The 20,157-nt window shown below is 48.9% G+C and carries 18 protein-coding genes; 5 read left to right on the forward strand and 13 right to left on the reverse strand.

Annotation, left to right across the window (positions count from 1 at the left end):
- Positions 1-74 precede the first annotated feature (74 nt).
- From H6F90_RS03400 to H6F90_RS03420, 5 genes are all read right to left on the reverse strand, one after another.
- Positions 75-1,418 carry a pentapeptide repeat-containing protein gene (locus H6F90_RS03400; protein WP_190550232.1) on the reverse strand — a complete coding sequence of 448 codons (1,344 nt, stop codon included), beginning with the start codon at positions 1,416-1,418 and terminating at the stop codon, positions 75-77.
- A gap of 93 nt (positions 1,419-1,511) precedes the next feature.
- On the reverse strand, positions 1,512-3,038 hold the full coding sequence (gene bchB / locus H6F90_RS03405) for a ferredoxin:protochlorophyllide reductase (ATP-dependent) subunit B (protein ID WP_190432398.1): 1,527 nt from the start codon (positions 3,036-3,038) through the stop codon (positions 1,512-1,514).
- Between the two features lie 97 nt (positions 3,039-3,135).
- Positions 3,136-3,399 carry a hypothetical protein gene (locus H6F90_RS03410; RefSeq protein ID WP_190550234.1) on the reverse strand — a complete coding sequence of 88 codons (264 nt, stop codon included), beginning with the start codon at positions 3,397-3,399 and terminating at the stop codon, positions 3,136-3,138.
- 170 nt (positions 3,400-3,569) lie between these two features.
- Positions 3,570-4,289, reverse strand: coding sequence for a ribonuclease PH (gene rph / locus H6F90_RS03415; RefSeq protein ID WP_190550236.1), 720 nt, complete (start codon positions 4,287-4,289; stop codon positions 3,570-3,572).
- A gap of 87 nt (positions 4,290-4,376) precedes the next feature.
- On the reverse strand, positions 4,377-4,925 hold the full coding sequence (locus H6F90_RS03420) for an adenylate kinase (protein WP_190550238.1): 549 nt from the start codon (positions 4,923-4,925) through the stop codon (positions 4,377-4,379).
- 313 nt (positions 4,926-5,238) lie between these two features.
- Here H6F90_RS03420 and H6F90_RS03425 point away from each other — a divergent pair, with 313 nt between their 5' ends.
- Together H6F90_RS03425 and dcd are read left to right on the forward strand one after the other, a co-directional pair.
- A complete protein-coding gene (locus H6F90_RS03425) occupies positions 5,239-5,820 on the forward strand; it encodes a P-loop NTPase family protein (protein WP_190550240.1) in 582 nt (193 codons plus the stop codon).
- 129 nt (positions 5,821-5,949) lie between these two features.
- Entirely contained in the window at positions 5,950-6,549 is a 600-nt protein-coding gene (gene dcd, locus H6F90_RS03430) for a dCTP deaminase (RefSeq protein ID WP_190550242.1), read from the forward strand.
- A gap of 19 nt (positions 6,550-6,568) precedes the next feature.
- On the opposite strand, the gene H6F90_RS03435 is transcribed toward dcd, so the two are convergent.
- From H6F90_RS03435 to pilM, 7 genes are all read right to left on the reverse strand, one after another.
- Positions 6,569-8,035 (reverse strand): NAD(P)/FAD-dependent oxidoreductase, encoded by a 1,467-nt coding sequence (locus H6F90_RS03435; protein ID WP_190550244.1) that lies wholly within the window; start codon positions 8,033-8,035, stop codon positions 6,569-6,571.
- 66 nt (positions 8,036-8,101) lie between these two features.
- Positions 8,102-9,181 (reverse strand): threonine-phosphate decarboxylase CobD, encoded by a 1,080-nt coding sequence (gene cobD / locus H6F90_RS03440; protein WP_190550246.1) that lies wholly within the window; start codon positions 9,179-9,181, stop codon positions 8,102-8,104.
- A 26-nt stretch (positions 9,182-9,207) separates the two neighbouring features.
- Complete coding sequence (locus H6F90_RS03445) at positions 9,208-9,492, reverse strand: HU family DNA-binding protein (RefSeq protein WP_190432385.1); 285 nt, start codon at positions 9,490-9,492, stop codon at positions 9,208-9,210.
- A gap of 332 nt (positions 9,493-9,824) precedes the next feature.
- Positions 9,825-12,014 (reverse strand): AMIN domain-containing protein, encoded by a 2,190-nt coding sequence (locus H6F90_RS03450; RefSeq protein ID WP_370587935.1) that lies wholly within the window; start codon positions 12,012-12,014, stop codon positions 9,825-9,827.
- A gap of 67 nt (positions 12,015-12,081) precedes the next feature.
- A complete protein-coding gene (locus tag H6F90_RS03455; protein WP_190550248.1) occupies positions 12,082-12,822 on the reverse strand; it encodes a pilus assembly protein in 741 nt (246 codons plus the stop codon).
- A complete protein-coding gene (locus tag H6F90_RS03460) occupies positions 12,819-13,604 on the reverse strand; it encodes a PilN domain-containing protein (protein ID WP_190432382.1) in 786 nt (261 codons plus the stop codon). Before H6F90_RS03460 ends, H6F90_RS03455 begins: the two co-directional genes overlap by 4 nt.
- 4 nt (positions 13,605-13,608) lie before the next feature.
- A complete protein-coding gene (gene pilM, locus H6F90_RS03465; RefSeq protein WP_190432381.1) occupies positions 13,609-14,718 on the reverse strand; it encodes a type IV pilus assembly protein PilM in 1,110 nt (369 codons plus the stop codon).
- 695 nt (positions 14,719-15,413) lie between these two features.
- Between pilM and purT the strand changes: the two genes are divergently transcribed.
- Together purT and H6F90_RS03475 are read left to right on the forward strand one after the other, a co-directional pair.
- A complete protein-coding gene (gene purT / locus H6F90_RS03470; protein WP_190550249.1) occupies positions 15,414-16,637 on the forward strand; it encodes a formate-dependent phosphoribosylglycinamide formyltransferase in 1,224 nt (407 codons plus the stop codon).
- Positions 16,609-17,994: an ABC transporter substrate-binding protein gene (locus H6F90_RS03475; protein ID WP_370587936.1), complete on the forward strand. Its 1,386-nt coding sequence runs from the start codon at positions 16,609-16,611 to the stop codon at positions 17,992-17,994. Before purT ends, H6F90_RS03475 begins: the two co-directional genes overlap by 29 nt.
- On the opposite strand, the gene H6F90_RS03480 is transcribed toward H6F90_RS03475, so the two are convergent.
- Positions 17,991-19,418, reverse strand: coding sequence for a folylpolyglutamate synthase/dihydrofolate synthase family protein (locus H6F90_RS03480; RefSeq protein ID WP_190550251.1), 1,428 nt, complete (start codon positions 19,416-19,418; stop codon positions 17,991-17,993). The genes H6F90_RS03475 and H6F90_RS03480 overlap by 4 nt on opposite strands.
- A gap of 209 nt (positions 19,419-19,627) precedes the next feature.
- Here H6F90_RS03480 and H6F90_RS03485 point away from each other — a divergent pair, with 209 nt between their 5' ends.
- Entirely contained in the window at positions 19,628-20,143 is a 516-nt protein-coding gene (locus tag H6F90_RS03485; protein ID WP_190550253.1) for a hypothetical protein, read from the forward strand.
- Positions 20,144-20,157 lie beyond the last annotated feature (14 nt).

Genomic DNA, 20,157 nt, shown 5'->3' on the forward strand with positions numbered 1-20,157 from the left:
GTCAGCCAAGTTCGTCATCGTGTAGTTAATCGGACTGCTTAGTAAGTACTGGCAGTAATCCAGTTTGGTGAAGCTCATGCCTCTAGTTTATGTCTGTCTCTGCGTAAGTCCTGTTTAAGTAAACTTCCTTCGTGAAAAAGAATGCTTTTTAACTTAGCATCTTCAAACCTTGATTTTTCTAAATTACAACCAGAAAACTCAACTCTATGCATATCAGATTTCCTGAAACTTGTTTTCTTCATGTCAATTACCCCAAAAAGTACTCCCTTAATTACAGCTTCTCTAAAAGAGGCATTTTGAAGACTATGCCCTGAGAAATCAATGATTTCCAACATAGATTTATCGAATATTGCAAAGGATAGATCTGCTTGACTAAACTTAGCCAACTGAAGTTGAGAGCCATAGAAGTTTGCATGCTTCAAAATAGCGCCTTCAAAGTCTATTCCTCTCCGTTCTTGAAAGCTATTCAAGCTATCCCATATATATTCGAGCTCTAAATATAAATCTATGTCTTTTTTGATATCTTCAACTTTAGAATAAAATTCTTTAACAACTTTTTCTTCTAAAAACTCTCTTTCTAAAACAGATTTAACACCTCTGAAATCTGCTTCTTCTAAATTGGTTTTACAAAGACTTACTCCCTCTAAGTTCGATCCTGCAAAAGATACGTTCTCAAGATAGCAACTGCTTAAATCTGCCCCTTTCAGGTGAGCTTTACTTAAATCAATTTTTGTTGGATCTATAGGGTCTTGCTTGTAATCTCTTCTACCAATAACAGTTAAAGCAGCCTGTATATCTATAGAAATGTTTTCTCTTCGTTCTAGTCTTGTAGTAGGATCTTCAATCTTGAATTTTGATAATAGCTCAGCTGAACTATAAAATAATGTTGAGTTATCTCGAACAAAAGCAGCAAGAATTTCAATGATTGTCCAGTGATACTTATCTGGTAATTCCTTTGAAATCTGAGCAAGAGCATAAATTCCCCCCAAACGTATTGAAGTATTATTAGAGCCAAGCTGCTCAATTGCCTTAGTGAATCTCTCTGTTATTTGGCCTTGTTCTGTTAGAAATGCATTTCGTCTACTAATTTCAATGTTTGACAGTGCTGCTGTTGCACTTCTATCCATAGCTTCTGCTCGCTTAGCTGTGTAATATAAATTGGCTAAAATTGCCAGCCCTCCCAAAATAGTTGCAGTTGTCTTAACAAGTTCAAGTCGAATTTTAATAGCTTGATCCTTCATATTAATAAAATCCTTGATGGAGCTTGATTCTAACAATTCAGCAAAGCTCTCTAAGGAAGTATTGGGAATCCCTACAAATATGAAAATAGTAAAAACAGCAAAGAAGCTTAAGACGATAAGTATAAAAATAACTAATTCAACTGATAGCCAATTACGTGGTTCAGTTTCTCTTTCCATATCAAATGCTTTTAACTAAATGACGATAATAAAAAAGTAGGGCAATTGTTGATTACCCTACTATAAGTTATTGATTCAAAAAGCGCTTATCTCTTATGCACCTACGGCTTCTTTAGCTGCGTAGAGCACTTCAGCTGTTATTTCACCAATGCCACGTTCACGAGCAAATTTCTCGGTGTTGCGCTTCACCTTGCCACGAACAAAACCGGGGATTTTGTTCAGTTCAGCTAGGCCATCGCGGCTCCAACCGAGGTCTGAGTCGGCAGAGATGCCCTTGGTGATGACTTCCTTGGTATCGTGACCGCCGAAGATTTCTAGCAAGTGGTCTTCCATGCCGAGGGTGAACGAGTTGTAGACCAAATCGACGACTTGGTTGGTGCCTTCGTAGCCAAGGAAGGGCTTGTAACCGATGGGGAAGTTTTGGATGTGGATGGGGGCAGCGATGACACCACAGGGAATATCCAAGCGTTTGCCGACGTGGCGTTCCATTTGGGTGCCGAAGATCGCAGAAGGTTCTAGGCGGGCGATCGCATCTCCAATTGCGCCATTGTCATCGCTGATCAAAATTTCGTCGCAGTACTCGCTAACCTGCTCACGGAACCAATCAGCATCGTACTTGCAATAGGTGCCCGCTAAGACTACCTGAATCCCCATTTCGCGAGCCAAAATCTTAGTCATGGCGGCGGCGTGGGTGTTGTCGCCAAAGACTACGGCCTTTTTACCTGTGAGGTTTTGGCAGTCGATGGAGCGAGAGAACCAGGCCGCTTGCGAGACATGCAGGGTTTGCTCGTTGATAAAGTTTTCGTAGTCAACGTTTGCACCTTGGGCGTTGATGACTTGTTGAATCTTGCGAATACAACGAGCCGTCTCTACTACACCCATCGGCGTGATGTCTACATAAGGAGTGCCAAACTCTTTTTCGAGGTAGCGAGCTGTCATCAAGCCGAGTTCGCGATAAGGCACCAAGTTAAACCAAGCTTTAGGCAGGTTCTTGAGATTGAGAACAGATGCTCCTTCTGGAATGATCTCGTTGATCTCAATGCCCAAGTCAGCCATCAACCGCTTCAGCTCGGTGCAGTCGTGGTGGCTGTGGAACGCCAGGGTAGAGATGCCAATGATGTTAACCGAGGGCTTGGCGGTTTTGCCTTCCGGGAGGTCGCCTTTTTTGCGGGCCTTCGCGATGTAGTACTGCACGATTTGCTCTAGAGTGCGATCGGCAGCCTGCATTTCGTTGAAGCGGTAATGGTTCACGTCAGCGAGCAAGACATCAGCGACGGAAGCTTCTTGGGCGCGATCGACGAAGTTTTGCAGATCTTCTTGCAGAATGCTGGAGGTGCAGGTAGGAGTGAGCACGATCAGGTCAGGATGCTCTTCGGCGTCTTTGCGAGTGATGTTGTCTACTACTTTCTCTTGGGAGCCACGGGCCAAGACGTTGCGGTCTACGATGCTGGCGGTTACTGGGGTAAAGTCTCGCTCCCGCTCTAGCATCGATCGCATGACGTTGAAGTAGTCATCTCCTAGGGGAGCATGCATGATGCCATGCACATTTTTGAAAGAGCTGGCAATGCGGAGGGTGCCAATGTGGGCAGGGCCTGCATACATCCAGTAAGCCAATTTCATATCCGGTGTCCCTTAATCTCGGTTGTCATCGACCACTCCGCTGAGGGAAATTGCAGAAGTCAAAACCTTTGGCAAAAAGTTCTTACACCTTCTGGCACTAAGGAAGTAACGGCTCAGCGATCGCAATCGTGGGGTGTGATGGGTTTATAGTGTGAGTCGCTTTTGATTGTCTCAAAGATGTTGGGGAGGTGAGTGTAGGCACATTGGGCTTAGGGAGAGGGGGCGATCGCGTCAAACCCTTGTCTATCCTGGGATATAGCAATTTAGTATGTGGCTTAATGGCTGGGGGAACCGCAATGATTTTTAACTGTTTGTGATTTGGCTTAAAACGACTAGCAGGCGGCGTTTCTAGATTTGGCATTGTGAAATCCGAGCCTTGGGGGCACTCACCCCCAAACCCCCGCTGAAGGACGGCTGCGTCCTCCAGACCTCCTCCAGAGAGGCTTTAGTTATCAGTGGCAAGTCTTATCAGTGGCAAGTTATAGACACTTAGTTTCTAATTCCCCCCAGAATTGGGGCTAGGGGAGCAGATCAATCCACTAACGCCTGACGTTGGGCTTCAAATAACTCTTGGATACCTTTTTCGGCTAGGTCTAGCATTTGGTTGAGGTGGGTGCGGCTGAAAGCTCCTTCTTCAGCGGTGCCTTGGACTTCAATCACGCCTAGTTGGTCGTTGAGGACGACGTTGAGGTCTACTTTGGCAGCTACGTCTTCTACATAGTTAAGGTCGAGGATGGGTTGGTCTTCTAGCCAGCCGACTGAGACTGCGGCGATTTGGTGGCGGATGGGCGATCGCTCTAGGTCGCCTTTTTGGATCAGTTGGGCGATCGCGTCTTGGAGGGCGACAAAGCCTCCGGTGATGGCAGTGGTACGGGTGCCAGCGTCGGCTTGCAAGACATCTGCATCAATTGTGATTGTGCGTTCGCCTAGAGCTTCCATATCGAGGGCAGCCCGCAAGCTGCGTCCAATTAAACGTTGGATCTCTTGGGTGCGCCCAGACAGCTTAAGAAATTCTCGTTCGTGACGTTGAGGGGTAGCACCGGGGAGCATGCGGTATTCTGCGGTCAGCCAACCTTGACCTTTGCCTTCCAAAAACCTGGGTACCTTGGGTTGAATGGTGACGGTACAAAGAACTTGGGTATCGCCACAACGGGTCAACACGGAACCTGCGGCAAATCGGGTGAAGTGACGCTCAAAGCTGATGGGACGCAGTTGGTCAGGTTGGCGACCGTCGGTACGCTGGAATGCCATTTTTGTAAGAAGCCCTTCTGAATTCACGCCTTTGCCTCAAACGCCTCAGTTAGGATACAGCAGTTGTGGTTTGCAGCATCCTGCCGATCATTGTAGGTGCTGCAAAATTTCCTGATGCACTTGTTCGATAGATTGGTTGCTGTTGATTTTGAGTAAGCGATCGCGGTGTTCGTAATAGTCCAACATCGGCATTGTGTAGTCTCGGAATGACTCAATCCGGTGCTGGATCACATCTGGCGTATCGTCGCTGCGTTGTCGAGCGATCGAACGGCTCATCAACACATCATCCGGCGCGTCTAGCCAGATTGCTTGGTTCAGGTGCTGATTTAAGTCTTCCAAAAGAAAATCTAATTCCTCGGCTTGAAAAGCGGTGCGGGGATGCCCTTCTAAGAGCCAACCTCGGCTGGTATCGGCTTGCAGCAGTCGCTGTCGCATCAGTTGAATCATGGTTTCGTCGGGAACCAGTTCGCCTTTTTCAACAAAAGCTTGGACTTGCTGACCGAGGGGAGTTTGAGCGGCGATCGCCTGTCGCAACATCTCTCCTGTGGAAATTAAGGGAATCTCAAAATGACGGCAGAGGTGCTGAGCTTGAGTTCCTTTGCCTGCGCCTGGCCCACCCAGAATCACCAATCTCACGGCCCTATGCTCCTACCTGCTGCCAGTTTTTCTCATTATTAGCTGAAGTTCGTGAGAAACGATAAATTTCGGCAGCAATCCCCAAGATTCATGGAGCTTCATTAAGCTTCTCTAGCTCTGTCCTGCTCTAGATGTTTTCTAGGCTTAGACTTGGCTTAATAGAAATGCACCCACAAACGACTATTGACGGACTCACACATCTAGTGTTTGATGAGGGGAGTTCGGAGCAATCTACGCTATATTTCGCTTTCTACGCTGCATCTACTGCCTGAACTGCTCGCTTTAAAGTCCTGACTGGATCGTGACCTGCCTTATGGTTTCCCAAATTGAAACCCCAGCCCTGAATTCCCTTAAAACGCAAGGTCTTGGAGAACGTCGAACTGTTGCAGAAGTCAGTCGCCGCTTCCCCCACGCGATCGAAGGATTGGTACAGGTTTTTACTTGTTCGCATCGCAGCTTTTTCACGAGTGTCATGGCACAAGCGCTCCGCATCGCCGGGCAAGGCACATCAGTTTTAGTGGTGCAGTTTCTCAAAGGTGGTATTGGCCAAGGGCATGAGCATCCGGTACGGCTAGGGCAAAACCTTGACTGGATTCGCTGCGATTTACCCCGCTGCATCGATACGCCTCATCTAGACGAAACTGAAATGCGATCGCTTCTAGATTTGTGGCATCATACCCAATCAGTGGTGATGCAAGGCAACTACGATTTGGTTGTCTTGGATGAATTAAGTTTGGCGATCAACTTTGGCTTAATCGCCGAAACAGAAGTGTTGGCTTTCTTACAGAAGCGGCCTAGTCATGTAGATGTGATTTTGACGGGGCCAGAAATGCCTCCAGCCATCTTAGATGTAGCTGATCAAATCACAGAACTCCGCCGCAGCCACCAACCTTAGGCTTACAACTATTTAGTTAGAAGTCAGTGGGAAGTCACAAATTAGCACAGAATATTGCCCTAGTGACTGCGATGGGTGTAATTTAACTCTGCTTTGGGAAACATGGGATTCGGATTTGGGGGAAGCGGGATGATTAAGAACGACACATGGATTACAGAAATGGCTGCAAAGGGCATGATTACGCCTTTTGAGCCGCAGTTGATTCGGGAAGTCTCTGGAGATGTCAACTTAGCAATTCGCCCTGTGATTAGCTATGGCCTCTCAAGCTATGGCTACGACATTCGCTTATCACCTGCTGAGTTTCGCATCTTCCGCCACATTCCGGGCACGGTGATTGATCCAAAGAATTTCAACCCAGAAAATTTAGAGCCAACTAAGCTCCATACAGACAATAATGGCAGCTATTTTGTGTTGCCCGCTCACTCCTATGCCTTGGGGGTAGCGCTAGAACGGCTGGAAGTTCCTACCAATGCCACGGTGATCTGTATCGGCAAGTCAACCTATGCCAGAGCAGGCATCATCGCTAACCTGACCCCTGCGGAGGCTGGCTGGCGTGGGCACCTGACTCTAGAGTTTTCTAACTCTTCCAGTGCTGACTGCCGTATTTACGCCAATGAAGGTGTGGTGCAACTCCTATTTTTAGAAGGTGAGCCTTGCGCGGTTAGCTACGAAACTCGTCGGGGCAAGTATCAAGACCAACCAGAGGCCGTAACGCTGGCGCGGGTCTAAACCATCGGTTAACTCGGCGCTAAGAAGACCACGATCGCCGGAAATTTAACCAAGCTTCCAAAAAGTTTTGCCACATGGAGTTGTGCTTAAAGCGGTGCAGTTGCCATGCTGTTGCCGTTTGGCTCAGGATTTCAGCAAACGTGGGAGAGGGAATGGCTAGGTCAGCGATCGCGTCAATCTTTAGATTCTGGCGCATGGCTAGAGCAATCACAGCAATCAGCTCACTCGCCTCTGATCCCAAAATATGGGCTCCCAGAATCGACCCATTGCGATGCACCACCAACTTACACAATCCGGTAGTTTCAGCCCGAATCTGCGCCAGCGCCAAACTTTTGAAGTCTTGCCGTAAAACCAAGACATCCTTGCCGTAACGTTGTCTAGCTTCTGGCTCTGTCAAACCCACTCGGGCCAAGGCTGGATCAGTAGCCAGCGTCGTGGGAATTCCTTGGTAGTTGGCCCTGTAGCGCGGGAAAAAGAGGGCATTTTTCAGGGCGATCGCCGCCTCATACTGAGCTACGTGAGGAGCCAGATAACCTGCGATCGGGTTGCCACAGACATAAACTCGTGGATTTGTCGTTTGCCGTTTTTGGTTGCACCAAACTCCCTGCGATGACCATTCGACTCCCGCCGCCTCTAAATTAAGCGACTCCACATGCGGTTGCTGTCCCATTGCCACCACAATCTCATCTGCCGCGATCGCCTGGTTGCCTGCTTGCACCCATTTTTTCTGCTCAATCTCCCTCACCTGAGCCACTGGCGTATTCGTCAAAATCCGAACGCCTATTGCTTCCAACTGCGCTTGCAACAAAAATGCCACTTCTGCATCTTCGTGGGGCAAAATGCGATCGCTTCCCAGCACCAACGTCACCTGAATATTCAAGCGTATTAGAGTTTGAGCCAATTCAATTCCAGTCGGATCACCGCCCAAAATCACCACCGTTTCAGGCATTGCTTGGTTAGCGATCGCCTGAGGAAAGCCAGTGGTAGTCAAAAATCCCACACTGCTCAGCCCCGGAATGTCTGGAATGAAGGGGTGGCTCTCTAAAGCCAATAGATAGGATCGAGATCGGATCAAGCGATCGCTGACCGTGAAGGCAAATCGAGGCCGACGGCAAAACTGCCCCGCGCTAAAAATCACCTCAACTCCCAACGCAGACAAAACTGTTGGTGAGTTTTGCTCTTCCCAGTTACTCACAATCCGTTGCAGCCATTGCTCAACCCCAGACCACTGCACGGACCCAGGCGAAGCTCCTGCCTCAGTTGTCTGCCCTAACCACCCTAATTGTTGGCTCTGGTAGGCCTGCTCTGTCACCTTGCCTAAATGAGCTAGAGCAGCATGGGAAATCCACTCAGAGGCTAAGCCCTGATTTCCCCAGTCTTCCGGCACGACCCAAGCAACTCGCGCTTTGAACTCAGCAGCCATCCTTGCCACATAGCCACCCGCAGGTGTGCCGCCAACCACTACCAAATCGTATTCAACAGACATGCTTTTAGTCGTTCACCAGATTGATTTGGATGAGGCGTTAGACACACTGCCTAACACAAGCACTCTCTAAAGAATCTTAGCCAACCCTGTGATTAACCTTTGATTTTCAGCCTCCGTACGAACCGCAACTCGAAAGTAGCGATCGCCCAACTCAGGAAAACTGACACAATCCCGAATCAAAATCTGCTCACACAACAACAAATTCTTTTGCACTTCTACGGTAGGCTGCTCCGACTTTACGAGCAAAAAGTTCGCAGCCCCTTGGTAGGGTTGCAATCCTGGTAATTGAGCCAAACCCTGGTAAAGCTGCGATCGCGCTACTGGCAACCAAGCCCAAGTCTGCGCCTGAAACGTTGTATCCTGAACCACCGCTGCCGCTGCTGCCGCCGCTAGTACATTCACAGGCCAAGGATCTCGCCATTGCTGCCAACGCTTTAAGCGCTCTGGGTGAGCAATGGCATAGCCTAAGCGCAAACCAGGCAAACTGTAGAACTTGGTGAGCGATCGCAAAATTACTAGATTGGGATATTTCTGCACCACCTCAATCAAGCTTTGCTGCTGCTCTGGCGGCAAGAAGTCCATAAAGGCCTCATCCACCACCACCAAAGCAAATTGCTCTAAATACGGCAGAATACTTTCTCTGGAAAATAGCTGTCCAGTCGGATTGTGAGGATTATTGATCAACAAGCCCCTGGTCTGGGAAGCCATTTTGGATGTTAGGGGTTCAATGACTGACCCAACATCCAAAACTGGCAAACTAAAATTATCGAACGGGCACTCAAGCACAGAACTGTTAAATGCTTTTAGAGCTCGCCCATAGTCGCTAAACGCGGGGGTAATTAAGCCAGTCACCCGCAGCGCAGCTAATTCTCTACAGGCCCAAGTCAGCAACTCAGCAGCACCATTGCCTGGCAAGAGCCAGTCTACAGGTAAGCTATGAGCCTGACCCAGAACGGCTCGGAGTTGAGCGTAGTCTGGATCAGGATAAGCCGTCAGCTCAGATAAGTGAGCTTGAATTGCCGCGATCGCAGACTCAGGGGGGCCTAAAGGATTAATGCTGGCAGAGAAATCAAGAATAGCAGCAGGGGGACAGCCCGCCAGCGCTGCTGCCCAAGCTAAATTCCCCCCGTGGATTGGACGGCTCAAAGAGCGGCCTCACTAGTGAAAAGTGGCTATTTTTCGGGAGGCGAGACCTTCTCCTTAAATAACTTACCTGCCGAGAAAGCAGGAACTTTGGTCGCTGGGATTTCCATTTTGTCACCCGTTTTGGGATTGCGTCCCTCACGAGCCTTGCGCTCCCGTGACTCAAAAGAGCCAAAGCCGACTAGCGTGACTTTATCGCCTGTAGAAACCGCTTCAACAATGGTTTCCAAAGCCGCAGTCAAGACCGCATCTGCTTGCTTTTTGGTCACACTCGCCTTATCGGCGATCGCGTCAACTAATTCACCTTTATTCATGCGTTTGAATCTCCTTTTTTAAGAAGATAGATATTACTGTCCTAATCTCCAGGTGAGATTGTAGAGTGATCCTTCGAGAAGAACTCAGCCAAAATGGCTGAAAGTCCCGCAGACTCGAATTTTCAATGCCTTATTCTAAGGTGTACTCGCCTAATATGGATCGTTGAAACCTTTAAGATATATAGATCTCAGGATTTTTTAGGTAATTAGACTCAAATTGGAAACTTTTTTCGCAAAAAAATCCCCTACTCAGAGGTGAATAGGGGATTGAGTATTAAGAATAGTCAGTTACAGAATCTGGTACCCTGCAACAGAAGCTATTTAGGCATTCACTACTTCTTCTCAGGATTGCGTGTGGTGCCTCGTTCCAGAATCTGACGGACATCAGGACTTGGCGTATAGTTGTAACCAACAGTAGAGCGATCGGAATCATCCAGGATCTGCGGTGTGACCAGCACAATCACCTCAGCTCGTTGATTAATTCTAGTCGTACTTCTGAACAAAGCACCAATTATGGGTAAATCGCCTAAGATAGGAATTTTTTGAGCGTTGGCTCTGTCCTGATCTTGAATAATGCCAGATAGAACTAAAGTCTGACCATCCCGCATGCGAATGGTTCCAGACGTCAGCGATCGCTCCGTTAGCAAAGCAATTAACTGTTCACCTGAGCCAGGTAACGTAACAGGTTCTTGTCTGGCTAATGCAATCACCTGAGGAGCAATTGACAAGTTCACAAAGCCATTATCATCAATTCGCTCAACATTGACAGTAAGAATCAGGCCCGTGTCTTCTTTGGTAATTTCTGTGGTAACCACTGGAGGATTGCTAGTTGAAATTGTAGTTTCCACATCTCCAATTACCTGCTCAGTCAAGTTAACAGTTGCTTGTTGACCTTCCTGCACTACTAAAGTGGGGTCAGTCAAAATCTTGGCATTACCATTTGCAACAGATGCTTGCAACTGGAGCAAAAACTGCCTAACGAAGTTAAATCCGAGGGGTCCACCAAAACTGGTAGGTCCTCGGCCTACAGTTTCAGTGGTCAGGCTCCCTGCCGTTACCGGACTGGTACTGCCAAAATTTACGACTCCAATTCCACCCGCATTAATAGCTCGGCTCTGGTCAATACCAAACGAGAAGCTAGAGCCAAACCTTTCTTCTTTAAGCAAGTTTACATCAATGATTTTGACGTTCACGGCTACTTGGCGACGACGTAGGTCGAGTTGCACTAACTGAGCAGACGCCACATCAACCAGATTCTTTGCTCCCACCAAAGTCACCGAGTTAAGACGGGTATCTACTAATACCTGCAAACCTCTGAGCAGAGGACTTGAGTCTTCGGTATCAATCCGCAACGTGTTTACGACCGTCTGATTCGTGGTGCTGGTTTGGGTAATCGGTGGCGCACCCTCAGCTCCTTGAACCGGAATTGCGTTAACAGTTGTTACGGGTTGGGTGACTGTAACCGCACTTTCTGCGCCCATACTGACCAAGAAGCCAGAGGCTTGCTCCGCACTTACCTGGTTCATCCGGAAGGTGCGAACGATCACATCTCGCGCTGTATTAGGCAACCGGGGAGCCACGAAAACGGTTTGCCCGACTCGATTAGCTTCTAGATTGCTTAGGCGCAGCACATAGTTAAATACATTCTGAACAGGCTCGTTTTCAATGTCCAGAGAGATGGTGGGTCCACCTGCTCCTGCTGCTCCTGGTTGAGCTGGGGCTTGCTGCCCCTGCTGCTGGCCACCACCTTCTGTACTGAAAGCCAAATTGAGCCCTGCTGCACGAGCTAAAAGAGACAGCACTTCTCGCACTGGTGCATCTCTTAGCACCAGACGTGGAACCCGCTCGGCACTACCTAAATCAATCGATGTCGCTGCCGCATCTACATTAGAAACGACAATGTCACCCACCGGAGGAGCGACTGCTCTAGGCAAGAAAGGTGGAGCTACATTTGGGCTTTGGGGCGACACTGGCACCCCATCCACTGTAATTTTGGGGCTAGGAACCAACACATCCTCAGCAGGGGCTGTAGGAACTGGAGCTGGAGCTGCTGGAGTAGCACTACCGGGCTGAGTTGTAGGCGCTGGGGTTGCTTGAGCTGTTTCGCTACCCGCTGGACGGGTAAGGCTAAACAGTAAGCCACCGCGATCGCGCTGGGCTACTTGTCCTGCGGGAGCTGCTCCTTGACCCGCCACAATCACTCGCACACTATTGGTATCTAGGGGTAGCACTACGACAGAACTAATCCCAGGTGCAGGATTATCTTGACGAAAACTCTCACTTTGAGGCAAGCGCAGTTGGGTGTTAATCACATCAGCAACCCAACTATTGCCTCGACTGACAGTAAAAACTTGTGGACGCGCGCCATTGCGAGTCTCTAATACAACCTCTACCCCACCGCTCGTGGGGTTAACCTTTACACCAGTCACTTGCGTTGCTGGAGCAGCCCATACAGGCTGAGCAGCCATCACCATGACGGCCCCACCAATGTATAGACTGCTCAATCCGAGATGATGCTTCACAGTTCCCTCCTCTCAAAAAATGGAAATCTCAACCTTGTCTTGGCTCCACACTCAAAAGCCATCAACGTTACTGAGCAGGCGGTTTTGCCGCTGCTGCCGCTTCCTCTGAACTCAACGGCAATAATGCCTGTAGCTTAAAGGATGTTTTTAAGTTAGTCTCAGGCCGACCAACTGGAAGCAGACGACCCCGACGATCAACGGTAATTTTTTGGGTTGACTGATCTAGTTGAGAGTTAAAGCTCTTAACTAGCAAGAGCGGCTGTAAGCGCTCCACACTTCGCATAATCGACTGAGTTTGTTCGTAGTTGCCTTCCAAGTTAACCGTGATCTCTTTGCGCTTAAGCTTGCCATTGACCGCAGGCCCTAAGGAACCATCACTGACTACAGTTGCAGGTTCTGGAGCAGGCGTGAAACTACTTAACTTGGCTTTTCTGGCATTAACTAGGCGATTGAGATCAAGCAGTAGAGTGTCTAACGTTCTCTCATCAGCGAACAAAGCATAAACTTCTGTCCTACGTTGTTTCGCCTGCTCTAAATTTTTGTTTGCGGTATCAATTTTTTTCTGGATATTACCCCGTTGTTGAATTTGGGTTTCCTTTTGCTCAGCTTCAGCTTGAAGGGTTTGGTAGGTATTCCAAGCTGGCTGAACTTGATTGAGCAACAGATATGCAGATGCCCCAATGCCTAAAACCGCCACTAAAACGCCACTAATGGTGGGAGTTAAGGCAATGCCGAAGATTGTAGGATAGGCAGGCTCGGAGCCAAAGTCTCTGCCGTCGGAAGGGACAAAATCTCCACTGATAGTCATGGTTGAATGACTCCTTTTTGTTGAAGCGTTCTGATCCGAGTGACTAACCCCACAGCACCCTTGCGATCCAGTTCTCGGAGCAATTCAGAAGCAGGGACATCACTTAAGCTAGTTTGAATTTTATAAACCACTACTTGTGGTAGCTTCACTTGAACGTCTGGTGTAGAAGATTGAGGTGTGCGATCTTGCCGAACCTCAATTTGAGTTGGGTTATCCCTTAAGTCAGCACCGACTAGCTGTGTTTCGCTGGCCTTGAGAAAAGGGGATTTCTGTAGGGTTAGCAAGAAATCATTAACATCATTAAAGGAGCGAGCTGCGCCTGAAATCTCAACTTTGGGAGCTGGATTTGGACTTTGAGGAGTCGCAGCAGGGGCATCAGTCTGCTGAATGTTGCTGACTTGTACACCGGCTGGAACGCGATCGCGAATATCCTGCAACATGGCAGACCAAGGCTTAATTTGATTGAAGACTGTAGCCAGGGCGTCAGTCTCAGCCTTAATTTGACCCGCTTGAGCATTAATTGCAGCTACCTTTTCATCCGCTCTTTGCAATTCACCCAGTTGTACATTGAGCTGATCAATTCGAGTCTGTAGCTCTGCATTTTTGTTTTGCAGCACTAACCACAAAACGAGAACGACAGCAGGGAGAAACACACCCGTTGCCACCCCTAGGAACAAGGGCACCAAGCTGCCAGGAGCCGCTTTAGGCCGAGATGGCCCACCTCCTACATCTGGTCGATACTCCGGTCGGTCATTGAGAAAATTAACATCAAGACTATACATGAGTTCAGATCTCCCGCAATCCTAGGCCTAGCACCACCCCTAATCCAGGTCGCTGAACTAAGGGAATTTCCTGATCAACCTCTAGTGAAAGCGCTGCAATTGGATCAACCTGGCTTGCAGGCAAACTGAGTCGTTGAGTAAAAAATTCATCTAACTGACCAATCCCACCTCCTGGTCCTGCCAAGAGCAGTTGCGCCACTTCCAAGTTCTCACCTTGATTGAGATAGAAGTCAATAGAACGACGCAGCTCATCTGCTAGTTCTCCCAGAACTCTCAGCATGGCAGCCGTACCTGGATTGGTACCCCCCATTTTAGTTGTGCCACCAATAGTATCGGTGGGAGTAATTGGGATCGTCATGCCTTGCAACAAATCAGTATTGCGGCTAGGAGGCAGGTTCATCGCTCGACTCAATGCACTCTGAATTTGGAACGTGCCAATCGGGACGGTGCGGGAAAACTGGGGGACGCCATCCACCACAATAGAAATTTCTGTACTTTCAAACTGAACGTCGGCGATCGCCACTGCTTCTTGGGGGGCAAACTGCCGCAGTTGCTCTCGAATCGTCCGAATCAAGGCGAAGCTGCTGGTTTCTAAAACGTCCAGTTGCAAGCCCGCCTGCTCAAAAGTGCTGAGGTAAGTATCTGTCACTTCCTTGCGCGTGGCGACGAGCAAAACTTGAACCTTTTCAATGCCATCCTCATCTACAAAGAAGCCCAGCTTTTGGTAATCAACATCAGCCTCTTCTCTGGGGAAGGTCAGGTAAAGACCAGCCTCTTGATTCAAGACCATTTCCCGAAGTTCGCGATCATCCAGTTCCGCTGGAACTGGGATCAATCGGGTGACTGCTTCTCGCGCCGGGATCGCTGTTGCTGCACGCTTTACTTTAATTTTATTTTCAGCCAAGGCGGATTGAATCAAGCCAGCCATTGCAGTCGGGTCAGCAATTTGGCCCTCCTGAAATATACCCTCTGGCACCTCTACAGATGACAGCGTGACTAATTTGAATGCCTGTCCCTGCTTCCGCACTTGGGCAATGTTAATTCGTTCGGGGGTGATCTCTATACCAACCCCTTTCGTACGCTTTGAAAATAGACCTTTCAATGTGTTAACCACAGCATTTATCCACTCAGTCGTATCAGTTTAGTTAGTTGGGTGAGGCCAGAGACAAGGGCTGTAGTGAGATGGATGCCGATGTATGGTAACCAATTTATTGCAGAATTACCATGCTGCTTAGAAGGATACAAACCTTAAAAAATATCATCAACAAAGAGTGAACTGCTCCTAGATTGCTGGTTGCGTCTTCAAACGAAAACATCATTTACAGCAACACCATTCACTAAAGAAAAGAAAACGGCTGTTTTTTTCTCCTAATGTTTTTGGCTTTCATCCCCAATAAGCTCGTTTTGAACTTTCCAAAAGTTTGGTTTTTTTGGGGAACCAAGCAAGGGGACAGTTCGCTTGCGTTGATCTCAATCCAACTCAACTTACCAGCGATATTACACACAATTGTGAAAATTGCGTACACCTCTTCAAAAATTGAGTTAACTCGTACTGATGGAATAGGATTCATCCGGCTGATCAACCCATCACGATTTGAGGATAACCCATCAATCGAATAGGTATTTTCCTCTTTAGCAAACCACTAAGTGATGGCTGTCTTATGGTTAATTGTTCCCGCCAAGCTAGACAATGTCTTTTTGGGCTGTGTAAGCAGCGAAAAAGCGTAGAGCGACCCCTGAGCACCCGTCTGTTAGAACGGGATGCATGAAAGTATATATAAAAAAGAGAAAAATACAGACGGTTAAATTATGAATGCTGTGCCATCACGCCAGGAAAGCCAAGTCTGGGGAACTCCCTTAACCTCTAGTGGGCGACGCCTCATGCTGCTAGGCTCTGGAGAGTTGGGCAAGGAAGTTGCGATCGAAGCGATGCGGCTGGGGTTGGAAGTCATTGCAGTTGATTTCTATGCCCATGCTCCCGCGATGCAAGTAGCGCATCGATCCTATGAAGTGGATATGTTAGATGGCCCCAAGCTACGGCACTTAATTGAGCGCGAAAAACCGGATTGGATTGTGCCGGAAGTGGAAGCGATCGCCACCGCTACCCTAGTAGAGCTAGAGCAAGAAGGCTGGCGGGTGATTCCTACCGCACGGGCAACCAACTTAACCATGAATCGCGAAGGCATTCGGCGGCTAGCAGCGGAAGAGTTAGGCTTGAAGACTTCGCCTTACCGTTTTGCCGACAGCGAGGCAGAATATCGGCAAGCGATCGCGGAACTGGCACTGCCTTGTGTCGTCAAGCCTGTCATGAGTTCTTCGGGAAAGGGGCAGAGTATTGTCCGAACTGAGGCTGAAATTGATGCTGCTTGGCAATACGCGCAGTCGGGGGGACGCGCCCAGAATCGCCGCATCATTGTCGAAGGGTTTGTGGAGTTTCATACAGAAATCACCTTGCTGACGGTGCGGGCTATGGATGGGACTCACTTTTGTCCCCCGATTGGGCACATTCAAGTCGATGGTGATTACCGGGAATCTTGGCAACCTTGCCCGCTGACCCCAGACACGCTAGAGCAGTGTCACGCCATCGGTCGTCAAATCACCGAAGCTTTAGGCGGTTGGGGCATTTTTGGTGTGGAGCTATTTATTCAAGGTGATCCGGCAGGAGCGCAAACGGTTTACTTCAGTGAAGTTAGCCCTCGCCCTCACGACACAGGGATGGTGACGATGATTAGCCAAAATATGTCGGAGTTTGAGCTGCATGTGCGGGCGATCGCTGGGCTACCCATTGGTGAGATTGAGTTGATTCGACCCGGAGCTTCGGCAGTGATTTTAGCGTCCGAGGCAGGAGACAACCCGCGCTATGAAGGCATTGATCTTGCCTTGCAAGTCCCCACGAGCAAAGTTCGCATCTTTGGTAAACCTTCGTGTCACCAGAAACGACGCATGGGCGTTGCTTTAGCTTTAGGAACCACAACCGACGAAGCCAGAGAACGAGCCAAAGCTTGTGCGGCTGCCGTCAAAGTTGTGGTGTAGTAGTGGCTACTTTGAAGCAGTAGATTGGGCAATACTCGACCGTTATGAAATTATGAGAATGAGACGCTGGAGACAATTTGGCATTTTTGCCTTGCTGGGCTTGGTTTTGAGTTGGGTGGTGAGTTGTGGCACGGGTCCTTCCAACTCTGGAAACAACCAAACCGCGGGCGGTAAGCAAGAAATTGAGTTCTGGACCATGCAGTTGCAGCCTCAATTTACCGACTATTTCAACCAACTGATTGGTAAATTTGAAACGGAAAATCCTGATATCAAAGTGCGCTGGGTGGATGTGCCTTGGACGGCGATGGAGAGCAAGATTCTCACCGCTGTCTCTGCCAAAACTGCCCCCGATGTGGTCAACCTGAATCCGGGCTTTGCCTCTCAGCTTGCGGCTCGCAATGCCTGGTTAAACTTGGATGAAAAAATTCCCGCCGAAGTGCGCCAGCAGTACCTCCCCAATATTTGGAAAGCCAGCACGCTGAATAATCAAAGCTTTGGCATTCCTTGGTATTTAACGACGCGAGTTGCGATCTACAACACTGATTTGTTGAAGCAAGCAGGAGTGAGCCAGCCACCGACCACCTACGCTGAACTAGCTACAGTCGCTAAACAAATCAAAGACAAAACAGGCAAGTACGCCTTTTTTGCCACGGTGGTCCCAGAAGACTCTGGCGAGGTGATGGAGTCGTTTGTGCAGATGGGGGTTCAGTTAGTTGATGGGCAGGGTAAAGCCGCCTTTAATACGCCTCAAGGCAAGGCTGCTTTCCAATATTGGGTGGACCTGTACAAAAGCGGTGCTTTGCCTCGTGAAGTGCTGACCCAAGGACACCGCCACGCGATCGACTTATATCAGCAAGGTGAAACTGCCATCTTGGCTTCTGGTCCTGAATTCCTGAATACGATCGCTAAAAATGCTCCTGCTGTGGCTCAAGCCTCTGCCTCTGCTCCGCAAATCACCGGGGACAGTGGCAAGAAAAATGTGGCTGTGATGAATTTAGTCGTTCCTCGCGATACTCAGCATCCTGACGCAGCCGTAAAGTTTGCGTTGTATGTCACCAACAACGACAATCAATTGGTTTTTGCGAAGGAAGCCAATGTGCTGCCCTCGACCGTACAGGCCCTAGAGGATAGCTACTTCAAAACTCTGCCCACCAACGCCACTCCGGTAGATAAAGCTCGCTCTATCAGTGCAGGCCAGCTAAAAGATGCAGAAGTGTTGGTTCCAGCTATGAAGGATGTGAAGCAACTGCAAAAAACCATTTACGACAATTTGCAGGCGGCGATGTTGGGTGAGAAAACCGTCGATCAGGCGATCGCGGATGCCGAAACAAATTGGAATCAGCGGAGAGGAGCCTAGATAGCACCCAAATTAGGACCCAAATCAGCCTGGAATCGCTTGAAGAAGTCACCCAACAAATAAAGCGAACCAGCTAACACTACTAAAGCACCGGGGGTAGGTTGATTGCCTACCCCTTTAGCATTTTGGGTAGCAGCTTGTAGCCCTAGCTCCAGATCGGCGTAAGTTTCGCAGGCGACTAACTGAGGACAAATCCGCTGCTGGGCCAAATCCGCTAACCGCTCAAGATCCACAGGCTCATGGTCTGGAACCGGGACTAAATGGAGCTGGTCGTTAGGACGCAGCAAAGCTTCGAGCACCTCTTCATGATCTTTAGTGCCGATCATGCCCACCACCCACACAACAGAGCGATCGCCATACACCTCTCCGGGTTGGTCGCCATGCCGATCGATATACTGCCGTAAAGCTTGGGCTCCTGCCGGATTATGTGCCCCATCTACCAGCAAACGGTGACCGCGCCAAGTTAGCCAATGCAGCCGTCCAGGCCACTGCGTTTTAGCAATGCCACTCACAATCGCTGCATCGGGAATCTCCCAGCCTTGCTGCTGCAAAATTTGCAATGCAGCGATCGCTAAAGCGGAATTACTCAATTGCACCGCACCGGGGAGCGGCAACGAATATTCGATTTTGGCTTTTGGCTTTTGGCTTTCGGCTTTTGATTGGAACCAATTTGGGATGCTGGCGACTTCGGCCCAACCGGGTTGAGTTTCTATGGCGGGTTGCGGCCAAACAGCCGGACAGTTCAGTTCTGCAATTCGTTTTTCGACGACAGCCTGCGCCTCTGGGGGTAAGGGGCCAATTACCGCAGGGCAGCCAGCCTTGAGAATCCCTGCTTTCTCTCTGGCAATGTCGGCGAGAGTGGGGCCGAGGCGTTGCCAGTGCTCGCGGCTGAGGGAAGTGATGACGCTGACCAGGGGGCGATCGCAGACATTCGTGGCATCCAAGCGCCCTCCTAAGCCCACTTCAACCACGGCAATCTCCACTTGCTGTTGGGCAAAATACAACCACATGGCCGCAGTAATGACTTCAAATTGCGTGGGAGAAGGCTGGTCTGGGGCGATCGCTGCCTCGACTTGTCGCAAAACTTGCTCCAATGCTTCCGGTGCAATGGGTTGCTCATTCAAGCAAATTCGCTCACACCAATCGACCAAGTGCGGCGAGGTATAGCGGCCCACGCGATACCCAGCTTGGGTCAATACGGATGACAGGTAAGCACAGACAGAGCCCTTCCCGTTCGACCCCGCCACATGAATAATCGGAACCTGCTGGTGCGGATCACCCAATTCCGCCAAAAGTCGCTGGATGCGTTCTAAGCCCAAATGCACCCCAAAATAACCAAAACGGTTGAGCAGAGCCTCCACATTTACTGCCTGCCCTTTGTCATTAGGTTGACCTGCATCACTCGCTTGCTTAATCGAATTCATTGCCAAACCAGGAACCGTTACTTTACAGGATGACATTAGCTGCCCAACCATCATCCTGATTTTTGCAACTCTGTTTCCTAGCTAGTTGAGACGTTGCTTTAAAGTTAATCGCTCTAGTTTGATGAATTTTTTTGGCCTCTATCTTGCCGTCTTCTAAACTTCTAGTTAAGAGGTGTGCACTAACAAAAAACGCGCAAGGACTATCGGCTATGCTGAGTCAGCCCTCCGAGCAGAGAAAATTGCAGGAAATTAACGCTATTTACGAACAGGCTGAATCTAAGCTACAAGATGCGATCGCGTTATTACAAGAGCAGATAGAGTCTCTGACACAACAATTAGAAAATACGTATCAAGAAACTCAAGTGCTGGAGCAAGAGCTGATTCATACTAACCGAGAGTTGTCCAACCTCAATCAGGAAAATCAAGAACTATATGCTGGGCAGCAAAAGCTGACGCTGAGTCAAGCCCGGATTCTGGCTCAGAGTTTATTAAACCAGGGAAAGCCAACTTCAGAGGCCTTAGCAAAATTGTTAAGTGAAATTTATCAAGTTCAAGTTGCACCTGAGGAGTTCGCCCAGAAGGCTCGGTCCTCTAGTCTGCTGGACCCTTCTATAAGGGTCCAGCAGGCGCGAATTTTTGCGACGCAGCATCAACTCAAAACTCAATTTAACGAACTTAAAACTCTATTTTCCAAGCTTGGAGAAACACTTGACGATATAAGTTAACAGTTCGTTCATCT

It is taken from the genome of Trichocoleus sp. FACHB-591 (assembly GCF_014695845.1).
Lineage (GTDB): Bacteria > Cyanobacteriota > Cyanobacteriia > FACHB-46 > FACHB-46 > Trichocoleus.